Genomic DNA, 12,742 nt, shown 5'->3' on the forward strand with positions numbered 1-12,742 from the left:
CATGGCACGCGAATATCCGCTTGAGCGTTACCGCAACTTCGGGATCATCGCCCACATCGACGCGGGCAAGACCACGACGTCCGAGCGCATCCTTTACTACACAGGCAAGTCCCACAAGATCGGCGAAGTCCATGACGGCGCCGCCACGATGGACTGGATGGAGCAAGAGCAAGAGCGTGGCATCACGATCACCTCTGCTGCGACCACCACCTTCTGGGAACGCACCATCGACCCGAACCTCGAGCACGCACGTGCCGACAAGTACCGTTTCAACATCATCGACACCCCCGGCCACGTCGACTTCACCATTGAAGTCGAACGTTCGCTGGCCGTGCTCGATGGTGCCGTGGTGCTTCTCGACGGCAACGCCGGCGTGGAACCGCAGACCGAAACCGTGTGGCGTCAGGCTGACCGCTACAAGGTTCCGCGCATCGTCTTCGTCAACAAGATGGACAAGACCGGCGCCGATTTCTTCAACTGCGTCCGCATGATCAAAGACCGCACCGGCGCCAACGCCGTTCCGGTCGCTCTGCCGATCGGTGCCGAAGACAAGCTCGAAGGCATCATCGACCTCGTGACGATGGAAGAGTGGGTCTATCAGGGTGAAGACCTTGGTGCATCCTGGGTGCGCCAGCCGATCCGCGCCGACCTTCAGGATAGCGCCGCCGAATGGCGCATGAACCTGATCGAAACCGCCGTGGGTCAGGACGACGCCGCGATGGAAGCCTATCTCGAAGGCACCGAGCCTGACGCCGATACGCTGCGCGCGCTGATCCGCAAGGGCACGCTCGCCATCGACTTCATCCCCGTCTTCGCGGGTTCGGCCTTCAAGAACAAGGGCGTCCAGCCCCTGCTCAACGCCGTGATCGACTATCTGCCCTCGCCGCTCGACGTGCCGCCCTACGAAGGCTTCGCTCCGGGTGACGAGACCGAAACGCGCAACATCGCGCGTTCGGCAGATGACAGCCAGCCCTTCTCGGCGCTGGCGTTCAAGATCATGAACGACCCCTTCGTCGGCTCGTTGACGTTTACCCGCATCTATTCGGGCAAACTGGCCAAGGGCGACGGCATGCTGAACGCGACCAAGCAGCGCAAAGAGCGCGTTGGCCGCATGATGATGATGCACGCCATCGAGCGTGAGGAAATCTCGGAAGCCTTCGCCGGCGACATCATCGCGCTTGGCGGTCTGAAAGAAACCACCACCGGTGACACGCTGTGTGATCCGGCGGCGCCCGTCGTTCTCGAAACCATGACCTTCCCGGTGCCGGTCATCGAAATCGCCGTGGAACCCAAGACCAAGGCCGACCAGGAAAAGATGGGCATCGCACTCGCCCGTCTGGCTGCCGAAGACCCGTCCTTCCGCGTCGAGACCGATATCGAATCGGGCCAGACGATCATGAAGGGCATGGGCGAACTTCACCTCGACATCCTCGTCGACCGTATGCGTCGCGAGTTCAAGGTCGAGGCGAACATCGGCGCTCCGCAGGTGGCTTACCGCGAGACGATCTCGCGCGAGCACGAGATCGACTACACCCACAAGAAGCAGACCGGCGGCACGGGCCAATTCGCCCGCGTCAAACTGGTCATCACCCCCACGGAACCGGGCGAGGGCTACTCGTTCGAATCCAAGGTGGTCGGCGGCTCGGTGCCCAAGGAATACATTCCCGGCGTCGAAAAAGGCATCAAGTCCGTCATGGACTCGGGCCCGCTCGCAGGCTTCCCGGTGATCGACTTCAAGGTGATGCTGATCGACGGCGCGTTCCACGACGTCGACTCCTCGGTTCTCGCCTTCGAAATCGCTTCGCGCGCCGCTATGCGTGAAGGTCTGAAAAAGGCAGGCGCGAAACTGCTCGAGCCGATCATGAAAGTCGAAGTCGTCACCCCGGAAGAATACACCGGCGGCGTCATCGGCGACCTGACCTCGCGTCGGGGCATGATCAACGGGCAGGACAGCCGCGGCAACGCGAACGTCATCGCTGCCATGGTTCCGCTGGCGAACATGTTCGGCTACATCAACACGCTGCGCTCGATGACATCGGGCCGTGCGGTGTTCTCGATGGAATTCGACCATTACGACTCGGTTCCGCAGAACATCTCGGACGAGATCCAGAAGAAATACGCTTGACGGTGCGGCGGGGTTAACCCCGCCCTACCAACCCCGTAGGGCGGGGGACACCCCGCCGCAACCGAACAAAGAGGAGTCCCACCCATGGGCAAGGCAAAGTTTGAACGGAACAAACCGCACGTCAACATCGGCACGATCGGCCACGTTGACCACGGCAAGACGACGCTGACGGCGGCGATCACCAAGTATTTCGGCGAATTCCGCGCCTATGACCAGATCGACGGCGCGCCGGAAGAGCGGGCACGCGGCATCACGATCTCGACCGCGCACGTGGAATACGAGACGGAAGCGCGTCACTACGCCCACGTCGACTGCCCCGGCCACGCCGACTACGTCAAGAACATGATCACCGGCGCTGCCCAGATGGACGGCGCGATCCTGGTTTGCGCCGCGTCCGACGGCCCGATGCCGCAAACGCGCGAGCATATCCTGCTCGGCCGTCAGGTCGGCATTCCCTACATGGTCTGCTACATGAACAAGGTCGACCTTGTTGATGACGCCGAACTGATCGAACTGGTGGAAATGGAACTGCGCGAGCTGTTCTCGTCCTACGAATACCCCGGCGACGACATTCCGATCGTCAAGGGTTCGGCCCACCAGGCCATGATCGGCGAGCGCAAGGACATCGGTGAAGACAGCATCCGCGCGCTGATGGCGGCTGTCGATTCGTATATCCCGACGCCCGCACGCGCCATCGACCAGCCCTTCCTGATGCCGATCGAAGACGTGTTCTCGATCTCGGGCCGTGGCACCGTGGTGACCGGCCGTATCGAGCGCGGCGTGATCAACGTTGGCGACGAAGTCGAAATCGTCGGCATCCGCGACACCAAGAAGTCGACCTGCACGGGCGTGGAAATGTTCCGCAAGCTGCTCGACCGTGGTGAAGCCGGCGACAACGTCGGCGTGCTGCTGCGCGGCATCGACCGTGAAGGCGTGGAACGTGGCCAGGTGCTGTGCAAGCCGAAGTCGGTGAACCCGCACACCCAGTTCGAAGCCGAAGCCTACATCCTGACCAAGGAAGAAGGCGGCCGCCACACGCCGTTCTTCGCCAACTACCGTCCGCAGTTCTACTTCCGCACGACCGACGTGACGGGAACGGTCCAGCTGCCGGAAGGCACCGAAATGGTCATGCCGGGCGACAACCTGAAGTTCAACGTCGAGCTGATCGCCCCGATCGCGATGGAAGAGAAGCTGCGCTTCGCCATCCGTGAAGGCGGCCGCACGGTTGGTGCAGGCGTCGTCTCGAAGATCCTCAAGTGATCGAGGCTGCAAGGCGGGATTAATTCCCGCCTTGTGACAGAATTCCTGCTTTTCCCCTTTCCAACCGGGGTGGGCATGGCTAAGGACACGCGGCGCAGCTTTCGGGCTGCGCCGCAGACCATCAACAATTGTGAACCTATGGGTCGGGCATCCCGCGCGATCTACGTTCCGAAGGAAAACGAAGATGCAAGGTCAGACCATCCGCATCAGGCTGAAAGCCTTCGATTACCGCGTTCTGGATGCCAGCACGCAGGAAATCGTAAACACGGCCAAGCGGACCGGCGCGCAAGTGCGCGGCCCGATCCCGCTGCCGAACAAGATCGAGAAATTCACGGTTCTGCGTGGCCCCCACATCGACAAGAAGTCGCGTGATCAGTGGGAAATCCGTACGCACAAGCGTCTTCTCGACATCGTCGATCCGACCCCCCAGACCGTGGACGCGCTGATGAAGCTCGACCTCGCCGCTGGCGTGGATGTCGAGATCAAGGTTTAAGGGGGTAATGACCATGCGTTCTGGTGTTATCGCCAAGAAGCTGGGCATGACCCGGCTGTTCATGGAAAACGGCGCACAGGTTCCTGTGACCGTTCTCCAACTCGACAATCTGCAAGTGGTCGCACAGCGCACCGCCGACCGTGACGGCTACACCGCCGTCCAGCTGGGCGCGGGCACTGCCAAGGCCAAGCGGACGACGGCTGCCATGCGTGGCCACTTCGCCAAGGCGAACGTGGCCCCCAAGCGCAAGATCGCGGAATTCCGCGTGACGCCGGACTGCCTGATCGATGTGGGCGCGGAGATCACCGCCGACCATTACCTCGCAGGGCAGTTCGTCGACATCGCCGGCACCTCGATCGGTAAGGGCTTTGCCGGTGCGATGAAGCGTCACAACTTTGGCGGTCTTCGTGCATCGCACGGCGTGTCGGTCTCGCACCGTTCGCACGGGTCGACCGGCCAGTGCCAGGATCCGGGCAAGGTGTTCAAGGGCAAGAAGATGGCTGGCCATCTCGGGTCCGTCCGCACCACCACCCAGAACCTGCAAGTCGTCCGCACCGACGCCGACCGTGGCCTGATCATGGTCAAGGGCGCCGTCCCGGGCTCGCGCGGTGGCTGGGTCACCATCAAGGATGCGGTCAAGAAGGCGCCGTTCGCCGACGCGCCGCGTCCGGCGGCGATCCGCGCCGCAACCGCTGCTGCTCCGGCTGTCGAAGTGGCCGCCGAAGGGGGTGAAGCATGAAACTCGACGTAATCAAGCTCGACGGCGGCGCTGCCGGTTCCATCGATCTGGATGAAGCGCTGTTCGGCCTCGAGCCGCGCGCCGACATCCTGCACCGTGTGGTCCGCTGGCAGCGTGCCAAGTCGCAGGCAGGCACCCACTCGACGCTGACGCGCGCCGAAGTGTCCTACTCGACCAAGAAGATCTATCGCCAAAAAGGCACCGGCGGCGCACGCCACGGTTCCAAGAAGGCCCCGATCTTCCGTCACGGTGGTGTCGTCAAGGGCCCGACCCCGCGGTCGCATGCCCATGATCTGCCGAAAAAGTTCCGTGCGCTTGGCCTTCGCCACGCACTCTCGGCCAAGGCGAAAGCCGGTGAACTGGTGATCCTCGACAGCATCGCGCTGGCCGACGCCAAGACCGGAATCCTTGCCAAGACCTTGCAGGAACGTGGCTGGAAGCGCGTGCTGATCATCGATGGCGCTGATGTCGACGCGAACTTCGCGCTCGCTGCCCGCAACATCGAAGGCATCGACGTGCTGCCGACCATCGGCGCTAACGTCTATGACATCCTCAAGCGTGACACGCTCGTGATCACCAAAGCGGGTGTCGAAGCCTTGGAGGCTCGCCTGAAATGAGCGCGAAACCCGAACACTACGATCTGATCAAGAAGCCGATCATCACCGAAAAGGCCACCATGGTGTCCGAAAACGGCGCGGTCGTCTTTCAGGTGGCGATGAATGCCAGCAAGCCCATGATCAAGGAAGCCGTCGAAGCGGTTTTCGGCGTCAAGGTCAAAGCGGTGAACACCGTCGTCACCAAAGGCAAGGCCAAGAAGTTCCGCGGTCGCGCAGGCGAACGCTCGGACAAGAAAAAGGCCTATGTCACGCTCGAAGAAGGCAACACTATCGACGTTGCAACGGGCCTCTGATAAAAGCCCACGAATCTTGCGGCCCCGGTTTTCCGGGGCCGTGGATTTTTTGAAGAATCGGCTTGTTTTGCTGGGGTCCAGCACCTGCCGTTGACGGACTGACCGGGGATCTTCGGAGCCCTATAACTCGGGTCGCAAGCGACCCCTTTAGCTGACGGAAGACAGAGAGCATGGCACTCAAGTCGTATAAACCGACGACGCCTGGCCAGCGTGGGCTGGTTCTGATCGACCGTTCGGAGCTGTGGAAAGGCCGCCCCGTCAAATCCCTTACCGAGGGTTTGACCAAGACGGGTGGACGGAACAACACCGGACGTATCACGATGTGGCACAAGGGTGGGGGCGCCAAGCGTCTCTATCGCATCGTGGACTTCAAACGCCGCAAATTCGATATCGCGGCGACCGTGGAACGGATCGAATATGACCCGAACCGCACCGCGTTCATCGCGCTGGTCAAGTATAACGACGGCGAGCTGGCCTATATCCTGGCTCCGCAGCGTCTGGCCATTGGCGATCAGGTGATCGCCGGCGCCAAGACCGACGTCAAACCCGGCAACGCGATGCCCTTCTCGGGCATGCCGATCGGGACGATCGTGCACAACGTCGAACTGAAGCCCGGCAAGGGTGGCCAGCTGGCCCGCGCTGCCGGAACCTATGCCCAGTTCGTCGGCCGTGACGGTGGCTACGCGCAGATCCGCCTGTCGTCGGGCGAGCTTCGCATGGTCCGTCAGGAATGCATGGCCACCATCGGTGCCGTGTCGAACCCCGACAACTCGAACCAGAACCTCGGCAAGGCCGGGCGTCGTCGTCACATGGGCATCCGCCCGACCGTCCGCGGTGTGGCTATGAACCCGATCGACCACCCGCATGGCGGTGGTGAAGGCCGGACTTCGGGCGGCCGTCACCCGGTCACTCCGTGGGGCAAGGGCACCAAGGGGAACAAGACCCGGTCGAACAAGCAGACGGACAAGTACATTGTCCGCTCGCGTCACGCCAAGAAAAAGGGCCGGTAATCCATGGCACGTTCTATCTGGAAAGGCCCGTTCGTCGACGCTTACGTCCTGAAAAAGGCCGAGAAGTCGCGCGAGTCGGGCAAGAGCGAAGTGATCAAGATCTGGTCGCGCCGTTCGACCATTCTGCCGCAGTTCGTTGGTCTGACCTTCGGGGTCTACAACGGCAAGAAGCACATTCCCGTCGCGGTTACCGAAGAGATGATCGGTCAGAAGTTCGGTGAATATTCGCCGACCCGGACCTATTACGGTCACGCTGCCGACAAGAAAGCGAAACGGAAGTAAGCCATGGCAAACGAAAAGAATCCGCGCCGCGTGGCCGACAACGAAGCAATGGCGATTTCGCGCATGCTCCGTACCTCTCCGCAGAAGCTGAACCTCGTCGCAGCGATGATCCGCGGCAAGAAAGTGGAAAAGGCTTTGGCCGATCTCACCTTCTCGAAGCGCCGCATCGCCGGTGACGTGAAAAAGTGCCTTCAGTCGGCAATCGCCAACGCTGAAAACAACCACGGCCTCGACGTCGACACGCTTGTCGTCGCGGAAGCCTGGGTCGGCAAGAACCTCGTGATGAAGCGTGGCCGTCCGCGGGCACGTGGCCGTTTCGGCAAGATCATGAAACCGTTCAGCGAAATCACCATCAAGGTACGTCAAACCGGGGAGACTGCATAATGGGTCAGAAGGTCAACCCGATCGGGATGCGTCTTCAGGTCAACCGTACCTGGGACAGCCGCTGGTTCGCTGAATCGAAAGATTATGGCAATCTGCTGCTTGAAGACCTCAAGATGCGTGAATTCATCCACGAGGAATGCAAGCAGGCCGGCATCAGCCGTGTGATCATCGAGCGTCCGCACAAAAAGTGCCGCGTCACGATCCACACCGCGCGTCCGGGCGTCATCATCGGCAAAAAGGGCGCCGACATCGAAACGCTGCGTAAGAAACTTGCAGCCTTCACCAAGTCGGACCTCCACCTGAACATCGTCGAAATCCGCAAGCCGGAAGCCGACGCACAGTTGGTAGCCGAGTCGATCGCCCAGCAGATGGAGCGTCGCGTGTCCTTCCGTCGCGCGATGAAGCGTGGCGTTCAGGGTGCGATGCGCATGGGAGCCCTCGGCATCCGTGTGAACGTTGCAGGTCGTCTGGGTGGCGCTGAAATCGCACGTACCGAATGGTACCGCGAAGGCCGCGTTCCGCTGCACACCCTGCGCGCCGACATCGACTATGCGCTGTCCGAAGCCGCGACCCCTTACGGGATCATCGGCGTCAAAGTGTGGATCTTCAAAGGAGAAATCCTCGAGCACGATCCGCAGGCACATGATCGCCGTCACGCCGAAGCGCAAGAGGGCGCCGTTCCTCGCGCTCCGCGTCGCGACCGCGAACGCGCGTAAGGGAGAAGAAAGATGCTGCAACCGAAACGGACCAAGTTCCGCAAACAGCACAAGGGCCGTATCCACGGCGAAGCGAAGGGCGGCTTTTTGCTGAACTTCGGCTCCTTTGCGCTTAAAGCCACCGAGCCCGAGCGTGTGACCGCGCGGCAGATCGAAGCGGCACGCCGCGCGATCACCCGCCACATGAAACGTCAGGGCCGCGTCTGGATCCGGATTTTCCCGGATGTCCCGGTCTCGTCGAAGCCTACCGAAGTCCGTATGGGTAAAGGTAAGGGGTCGGTCGATTACTGGGCAGCCAAGGTCAAGCCGGGCCGCATCATGTTCGAGATCGACGGCGTGTCCGAAGTGATCGCACGTGAAGCCCTGCGTCTGGGCGCCATGAAACTTCCGGTGACGACCCGCGTCGTCGCCCGCGAAGACTGGTAAGCGTGGCGGTGGGTGCACAGCACCCACCCTACGAAGACCAAAGGCCCCTGCCGGAAACGGCCGGGGTTTTTCTTAAGTAGGGTGGGTGATTCACCCACCCGTGCCGTTTACGGCAGGCGGGCCCAAATCATTCCTTGCGCCCCCAAGTCCCACCCCGTATAGGAGCGCATCCAGCGGCTCCGGGGCGACTCGAAATCGCTGGTCTATCATTGATCCACCGGGTTCAGGGTCACCCTTCCATAAAAGGGGCTCTCTGGTGATTGAGAAAAAGGAAATGGCCGTGAAAGCCGAAGAACTGCGGGGCAAGTCCCCGGACCAGCTGCGCGACAATCTTGTCGCGCTGAAGAAGGAAGCCTTCAACCTGCGCTTCCAGCAGGCCACCGGCCAGCTCGAGAACACGTCCCGCATGAACGCCATCCGCAAGGACGTGGCGCGCATCAAGACGGTGTTGACCCAAAAAGCCGCTGAAGCCGCGAAGTAAGAGGACACATTATGCCCAAGCGTATCCTGCAAGGTGTCGTGACCTCGGACAAGAACGAGCAGACGATCACCGTCCTCGTCGAGCGCCGCTTCAAGCACCCGTTGCTGCAAAAGACCGTCCGTAAGTCCAAGAAATATCGGGCTCACGACGCGGAGAACAAGTTCAAGGTCGGCGACTCGGTTCGCATCGAAGAATGTGCGCCGATTTCGAAAACGAAACGCTGGACGGTGGTGCTCGAGGCGTAAGCTTCGACCCTCCGTTCGGCTCGAACGAAACCCTGGGACCGTTACGATCATGACGGGTTCCAAAGGTCGGGAGTAATCTAAATGATCCAGATGCAGACCAATCTGGATGTGGCTGACAACTCTGGCGCTCGCCGGGTTCAGTGCATCAAGGTTCTGGGCGGTTCGCACCGCCGCTACGCATCCGTGGGCGACATCATCGTGGTGTCGGTCAAGGAAGCGATTCCGAAGGGCCGCGTGAAGAAGGGTGACGTGCGTAAAGCCGTCGTCGTTCGCACCGCCAAGGAAGTCCGCCGTGAAGACGGCACGACGATCCGCTTCGACCGTAACGCCGCCGTCATCCTGAACAACCAGGGCGAACCGGTCGGCACCCGTATCTTCGGGCCGGTCGTTCGCGAACTGCGTGCGAAGAACTTCATGAAGATCATCTCGCTGGCTCCGGAGGTGCTCTGATGGCTGCGAAACTCAAAAAAGGTGACACCGTCATCGTGCTGACCGGCCGCGACAAGGGTAAAAAGGGCGAAATCGCCTCGGTAAACCCCGCCGCGAACAAGGCAGTGGTCGAAGGCGTCAACGTCGCGATCCGTCACACCAAGCAGACCCCTTCGTCGCAAGGTGGCCGTATCCCCAAGGCGATGCCGATCGACCTGTCGAACCTGGCAATCGTCGACAAGGACGGCAAACCGACCCGCGTCGGCTTCCGCATGGAAGGCGACAAGAAGGTCCGTTACGCCAAATCGAACGGGGAGGCGATCTGATGCTCGATACCGCAACCTACACCCCCCGCGCCAAGGCTGACTATGTCGCCCGCATCCGTGCGGCGATGAAGGAAGAGTTCGGCTACAAGAACGACATGCAGATCCCGCGTCTGGACAAGATCGTCCTGAACATGGGCGTCGGCGAAGCCGTCAAAGACACCAAGAAGGTCAAGCAAGCCGCCGAGGAGCTTTCGCTCATCGCCGGTCAGAAGGCTGTCATCACCCACGCCAAGAAGTCGATCGCCGGCTTCCGCGTCCGTGAAGAGATGCCGCTCGGCTGCAAGGTGACCCTGCGCGGCGACCGGATGTACGAATTCTTCGACCGTCTCGTCACCATCGCACTGCCCCGCGTCCGCGACTTCCGCGGCGTCAAGGGCTCGTCCTTCGACGGGCGTGGCAACTACGCAATGGGCTTGAAAGAGCACATCGTGTTCCCCGAAATCAACTTCGACAAGGTCGATGAAGTGCTGGGGATGGATATCATCATCTGCACCAACGCAAAGACCGATGCCGAAGCCAAGGCGCTGTTGAAGCATTTCAACATGCCCTTCACGTCCTGATCGCGAGGAACCAAAGATATGGCTAAAAAATCCATGGTGAACCGCGAAGTGAAGCGCGCCAAGCTCGTGAAGCAGCATGCTTCCAAGCGCGCTGCTCTCAAGGCGGTGATCAACGACCAGACCAAGCCGGTGGAAGATCGCTTCAAGGCGACAATGAAACTTGCTGAACTGCCCCGCAACTCGTCGGCGACCCGGCTGCACAACCGGTGCCAGCTTACGGGCCGTCCCCATGCTTACTACCGTAAGCTCAAACTCTCGCGGATCATGTTGCGTGAATTGGCCTCGTTTGGCCAGATTCCCGGCATGGTGAAGTCGAGCTGGTAAGGAGAGGAGGGGAAAATGACTATGAACGATCCTCTCGGCGATATGCTGACCCGTATCCGCAACGCGCAATTGCGCGGCAAGTCGACCGTGTCCACCCCGGCTTCCAAGCTGCGGGCATGGGTGCTCGACGTGCTGGCGGGCGAAGGCTACATCCGTGGCTACGAGAAGAGCACGACCGAAAATGGCCAGGGTGAACTGGTGATCTCGCTCAAGTACTTCGAAGGCACCCCTGTCATCCGTGAAATCAAGCGCGTGTCCAAGCCGGGCCGTCGCGTGTACATGGGTGTCAAGGATATCCCGACCGTGCGTAACGGTCTTGGCGTCTCCATCGTCTCCACGCCCAAGGGCGTGATGTCGGATGCAGCGGCTCGCTCTGCCAATGTTGGCGGCGAAGTCCTCTGCACCGTATTCTAAGGGGGGGATGGAAATGTCTCGTATTGGCAAAAAACCGGTCGAACTGCCTTCGGGCGTGACGGCTACGACCAGCGGCCAGACCATCGAAGTCAAGGGGCCGAAAGGTACCCGCAGCTTCACCGCCGGTGACGACGTGACCCTGGTGATCGAAGGGACGACCGTTTCGGTCAAGCCCCGCGGCACCTCGAAGCGCGCCCGTCAGCAGTGGGGTATGGTCCGTTCGATGGTTGCGAACCTCGTTGCGGGTGTCACGACCGGCTTCAAGAAAGAGCTTGAAATCCAAGGCGTTGGTTACCGCGCTGCGATGTCAGGCAACGTCTTGAAACTGTCGCTCGGCTATTCGCACGAAGTGAACTTCGACGTTCCGGCAGGCGTGACCGTCACGTCGCCGAAGCAGACCGAAATCGTTGTGGAAGGCATCGACCAGCAGCAAGTTGGTCAGGTTGCAGCGAACATCCGCGAGTGGAAGCGTCCCGAGCCCTACAAGGGCAAAGGCATCCGCTACAAGGGTGAGTTCGTCTTCCGCAAGGAAGGCAAGAAGAAGTAAGGGGCGCAATCATGGCGAACACCAAAAGAGAGCTGTTCCTCAAGCGCCGCCTGCGCGTCCGGAACAAAATCAAGGCGATGTCCAACGGGCGCTTGCGTCTGTCGGTTCACCGTTCTTCCAAGAACATCAGCGCCCAGCTGATCGACGATGTCAAAGGGGTCACCGTTGCGGCCGCTTCGACGCTCGAAAAGGATCTGGGTCTGATCGGCAAGAACAACGTCGAGGCTGCGGCCAAGATCGGCGCTGCGATTGCGGAACGGGCAAAAAAGGCTGGCGTGGAAGAATGCTATTTCGACCGCGGCGGCTACATCTTTCACGGCAAGATCAAGGCTTTGGCCGATGCTGCCCGTGAAGGTGGCCTGAAGTTCTAATCAAAGCGGGCGGCGGTTCCCACAAGGAACGCGCCGCCCCGATGATCCGGGGATTGCCGCAAGGCTCCACCAGGATCGGCAGATAACGGCGCTTTGCCGCGCCACGATGTAAGGAATGCCTCATGGCAGAACGTGATAACCGCCGGGAAGGCCGTGGCAACGACCGCCGCGACAACCGCCCGGAAGAAACCCCGGAATTCGCAGACCGTCTGGTCGCGATCAACCGCGTCTCGAAAACCGTCAAGGGCGGCAAGCGCTTCGGCTTTGCGGCACTCGTCGTGGTCGGCGACCAGCGTGGTCGCGTCGGCTTCGGCAAGGGCAAGGCCAAGGAAGTGCCGGAAGCGATCCGCAAGGCCACCGAACAGGCCAAGCGCAGCCTCGTCCGTGTGCCTCTGAAAGACAGCCGCACCCTGCACCACGATATCGAAGGCCGTCACGGCGCCGGTAAAGTGGTGATGCGGACGGCCGTTGCAGGTACCGGCATCATCGCCGGCGGCCCGATGCGCGCCGTCTTCGAAATGCTCGGCATCCAGGACGTTGTGGCCAAATCGATCGGTTCGGCCAACCCCTACAACATGATCCGCGCAACCATCGACGGTCTCAAGCAGGAAGCCTCGCCCCGCCATGTCGCGAACCGTCGCGGCAAGAAAGTGGCCGAGATCCTGAAGAAGCCCGAAGCCGAAGTTGTGGAGGCTTGATC

At 61.1% G+C, this 12,742-nt stretch carries 21 protein-coding genes; all 21 read left to right on the plus strand.

Features of this window, described 5'->3' with window-relative positions:
• The first annotated feature begins 1 nt into the window (after nt 1).
• On the plus strand, nt 2-2,125 hold the full coding sequence (gene fusA, locus HYN69_RS01930; protein ID WP_108434259.1) for an elongation factor G: 2,124 nt from the start codon (nt 2-4) through the stop codon (nt 2,123-2,125).
• 84 nt (nt 2,126-2,209) lie between these two features.
• Nucleotides 2,210-3,385 (plus strand): elongation factor Tu, encoded by a 1,176-nt coding sequence (gene tuf, locus HYN69_RS01935; protein WP_108434260.1) that lies wholly within the window; start codon nt 2,210-2,212, stop codon nt 3,383-3,385.
• 184 nt (nt 3,386-3,569) lie between these two features.
• Nucleotides 3,570-3,878 (plus strand): 30S ribosomal protein S10, encoded by a 309-nt coding sequence (gene rpsJ, locus HYN69_RS01940; protein WP_023666234.1) that lies wholly within the window; start codon nt 3,570-3,572, stop codon nt 3,876-3,878.
• Nucleotides 3,879-3,891: 13 nt separating this feature from the next.
• Nucleotides 3,892-4,617 (plus strand): 50S ribosomal protein L3, encoded by a 726-nt coding sequence (gene rplC, locus HYN69_RS01945; RefSeq protein WP_108436982.1) that lies wholly within the window; start codon nt 3,892-3,894, stop codon nt 4,615-4,617.
• Complete coding sequence (gene rplD, locus HYN69_RS01950; protein WP_108434261.1) at nt 4,614-5,234, plus strand: 50S ribosomal protein L4; 621 nt, start codon at nt 4,614-4,616, stop codon at nt 5,232-5,234. Before rplC ends, rplD begins: the two co-directional genes overlap by 4 nt.
• A complete protein-coding gene (locus tag HYN69_RS01955; protein WP_108434262.1) occupies nt 5,231-5,527 on the plus strand; it encodes a 50S ribosomal protein L23 in 297 nt (98 codons plus the stop codon). Before rplD ends, HYN69_RS01955 begins: the two co-directional genes overlap by 4 nt.
• Nucleotides 5,528-5,697: 170 nt before the next feature.
• Nucleotides 5,698-6,537, plus strand: a complete 840-nt coding sequence (gene rplB / locus HYN69_RS01960; RefSeq protein WP_108434263.1) for a 50S ribosomal protein L2 — start codon at nt 5,698-5,700, stop codon at nt 6,535-6,537.
• A gap of 3 nt (nt 6,538-6,540) precedes the next feature.
• Nucleotides 6,541-6,819, plus strand: coding sequence for a 30S ribosomal protein S19 (rpsS, locus tag HYN69_RS01965; RefSeq protein ID WP_108434264.1), 279 nt, complete (start codon nt 6,541-6,543; stop codon nt 6,817-6,819).
• A gap of 3 nt (nt 6,820-6,822) precedes the next feature.
• A complete protein-coding gene (gene rplV, locus HYN69_RS01970) occupies nt 6,823-7,203 on the plus strand; it encodes a 50S ribosomal protein L22 (RefSeq protein WP_108434265.1) in 381 nt (126 codons plus the stop codon).
• Nucleotides 7,203-7,919, plus strand: a complete 717-nt coding sequence (gene rpsC / locus HYN69_RS01975) for a 30S ribosomal protein S3 (protein WP_108434266.1) — start codon at nt 7,203-7,205, stop codon at nt 7,917-7,919. Before rplV ends, rpsC begins: the two co-directional genes overlap by 1 nt.
• A gap of 12 nt (nt 7,920-7,931) precedes the next feature.
• Nucleotides 7,932-8,345, plus strand: coding sequence for a 50S ribosomal protein L16 (rplP, locus tag HYN69_RS01980; protein WP_108434267.1), 414 nt, complete (start codon nt 7,932-7,934; stop codon nt 8,343-8,345).
• A 274-nt stretch (nt 8,346-8,619) separates the two neighbouring features.
• Nucleotides 8,620-8,826: a 50S ribosomal protein L29 gene (gene rpmC / locus HYN69_RS01985; RefSeq protein WP_108434268.1), complete on the plus strand. Its 207-nt coding sequence runs from the start codon at nt 8,620-8,622 to the stop codon at nt 8,824-8,826.
• An 11-nt stretch (nt 8,827-8,837) separates the two neighbouring features.
• The gene (gene rpsQ, locus HYN69_RS01990; protein WP_108434269.1) at nt 8,838-9,071 is read left to right on the plus strand and encodes a 30S ribosomal protein S17; all 234 of its coding nucleotides are present in this window, start codon (nt 8,838-8,840) and stop codon (nt 9,069-9,071) included.
• A gap of 81 nt (nt 9,072-9,152) precedes the next feature.
• The gene (gene rplN / locus HYN69_RS01995) at nt 9,153-9,521 is read left to right on the plus strand and encodes a 50S ribosomal protein L14 (RefSeq protein WP_091302592.1); all 369 of its coding nucleotides are present in this window, start codon (nt 9,153-9,155) and stop codon (nt 9,519-9,521) included.
• Nucleotides 9,521-9,826, plus strand: a complete 306-nt coding sequence (gene rplX / locus HYN69_RS02000) for a 50S ribosomal protein L24 (protein WP_108434270.1) — start codon at nt 9,521-9,523, stop codon at nt 9,824-9,826. Before rplN ends, rplX begins: the two co-directional genes overlap by 1 nt.
• Nucleotides 9,826-10,386 carry a 50S ribosomal protein L5 gene (gene rplE / locus HYN69_RS02005; RefSeq protein ID WP_108434271.1) on the plus strand — a complete coding sequence of 187 codons (561 nt, stop codon included), beginning with the start codon at nt 9,826-9,828 and terminating at the stop codon, nt 10,384-10,386. The genes rplX and rplE overlap by 1 nt, the downstream gene beginning before the upstream one ends.
• An 18-nt stretch (nt 10,387-10,404) precedes the next feature.
• The gene (rpsN, locus tag HYN69_RS02010) at nt 10,405-10,710 is read left to right on the plus strand and encodes a 30S ribosomal protein S14 (protein ID WP_108434272.1); all 306 of its coding nucleotides are present in this window, start codon (nt 10,405-10,407) and stop codon (nt 10,708-10,710) included.
• A 15-nt stretch (nt 10,711-10,725) separates the two neighbouring features.
• Nucleotides 10,726-11,124, plus strand: a complete 399-nt coding sequence (rpsH, locus tag HYN69_RS02015) for a 30S ribosomal protein S8 (RefSeq protein ID WP_108434273.1) — start codon at nt 10,726-10,728, stop codon at nt 11,122-11,124.
• A 13-nt stretch (nt 11,125-11,137) separates the two neighbouring features.
• Entirely contained in the window at nt 11,138-11,671 is a 534-nt protein-coding gene (gene rplF / locus HYN69_RS02020; RefSeq protein WP_108436983.1) for a 50S ribosomal protein L6, read from the plus strand.
• A gap of 11 nt (nt 11,672-11,682) precedes the next feature.
• The gene (gene rplR / locus HYN69_RS02025) at nt 11,683-12,042 is read left to right on the plus strand and encodes a 50S ribosomal protein L18 (RefSeq protein WP_108434274.1); all 360 of its coding nucleotides are present in this window, start codon (nt 11,683-11,685) and stop codon (nt 12,040-12,042) included.
• 122 nt (nt 12,043-12,164) lie between these two features.
• Nucleotides 12,165-12,740 carry a 30S ribosomal protein S5 gene (gene rpsE, locus HYN69_RS02030; protein WP_108434275.1) on the plus strand — a complete coding sequence of 192 codons (576 nt, stop codon included), beginning with the start codon at nt 12,165-12,167 and terminating at the stop codon, nt 12,738-12,740.
• The last annotated feature ends 2 nt before the right edge of the window (nt 12,741-12,742 follow it).

The organism is Gemmobacter aquarius, from assembly GCF_003060865.1.
Classification (GTDB): Bacteria; Pseudomonadota; Alphaproteobacteria; order Rhodobacterales; family Rhodobacteraceae; genus Paragemmobacter; species Paragemmobacter aquarius.

Coding starts and splice junctions, on each gene's coding strand:
- fusA (WP_108434259.1), top strand. CDS start 2: ATGGCACGCGAATATCCGCTTGAGCGTTACCGCAACTTCGGGATCATC.
- tuf (WP_108434260.1), top strand. CDS start 2,210: ATGGGCAAGGCAAAGTTTGAACGGAACAAACCGCACGTCAACATCGGC.
- rpsJ (WP_023666234.1), top strand. CDS start 3,570: ATGCAAGGTCAGACCATCCGCATCAGGCTGAAAGCCTTCGATTACCGC.
- rplC (WP_108436982.1), top strand. CDS start 3,892: ATGCGTTCTGGTGTTATCGCCAAGAAGCTGGGCATGACCCGGCTGTTC.
- rplD (WP_108434261.1), top strand. CDS start 4,614: ATGAAACTCGACGTAATCAAGCTCGACGGCGGCGCTGCCGGTTCCATC.
- HYN69_RS01955 (WP_108434262.1), top strand. CDS start 5,231: ATGAGCGCGAAACCCGAACACTACGATCTGATCAAGAAGCCGATCATC.
- rplB (WP_108434263.1), top strand. CDS start 5,698: ATGGCACTCAAGTCGTATAAACCGACGACGCCTGGCCAGCGTGGGCTG.
- rpsS (WP_108434264.1), top strand. CDS start 6,541: ATGGCACGTTCTATCTGGAAAGGCCCGTTCGTCGACGCTTACGTCCTG.
- rplV (WP_108434265.1), top strand. CDS start 6,823: ATGGCAAACGAAAAGAATCCGCGCCGCGTGGCCGACAACGAAGCAATG.
- rpsC (WP_108434266.1), top strand. CDS start 7,203: ATGGGTCAGAAGGTCAACCCGATCGGGATGCGTCTTCAGGTCAACCGT.
- rplP (WP_108434267.1), top strand. CDS start 7,932: ATGCTGCAACCGAAACGGACCAAGTTCCGCAAACAGCACAAGGGCCGT.
- rpmC (WP_108434268.1), top strand. CDS start 8,620: ATGGCCGTGAAAGCCGAAGAACTGCGGGGCAAGTCCCCGGACCAGCTG.
- rpsQ (WP_108434269.1), top strand. CDS start 8,838: ATGCCCAAGCGTATCCTGCAAGGTGTCGTGACCTCGGACAAGAACGAG.
- rplN (WP_091302592.1), top strand. CDS start 9,153: ATGATCCAGATGCAGACCAATCTGGATGTGGCTGACAACTCTGGCGCT.
- rplX (WP_108434270.1), top strand. CDS start 9,521: ATGGCTGCGAAACTCAAAAAAGGTGACACCGTCATCGTGCTGACCGGC.
- rplE (WP_108434271.1), top strand. CDS start 9,826: ATGCTCGATACCGCAACCTACACCCCCCGCGCCAAGGCTGACTATGTC.
- rpsN (WP_108434272.1), top strand. CDS start 10,405: ATGGCTAAAAAATCCATGGTGAACCGCGAAGTGAAGCGCGCCAAGCTC.
- rpsH (WP_108434273.1), top strand. CDS start 10,726: ATGACTATGAACGATCCTCTCGGCGATATGCTGACCCGTATCCGCAAC.
- rplF (WP_108436983.1), top strand. CDS start 11,138: ATGTCTCGTATTGGCAAAAAACCGGTCGAACTGCCTTCGGGCGTGACG.
- rplR (WP_108434274.1), top strand. CDS start 11,683: ATGGCGAACACCAAAAGAGAGCTGTTCCTCAAGCGCCGCCTGCGCGTC.
- rpsE (WP_108434275.1), top strand. CDS start 12,165: ATGGCAGAACGTGATAACCGCCGGGAAGGCCGTGGCAACGACCGCCGC.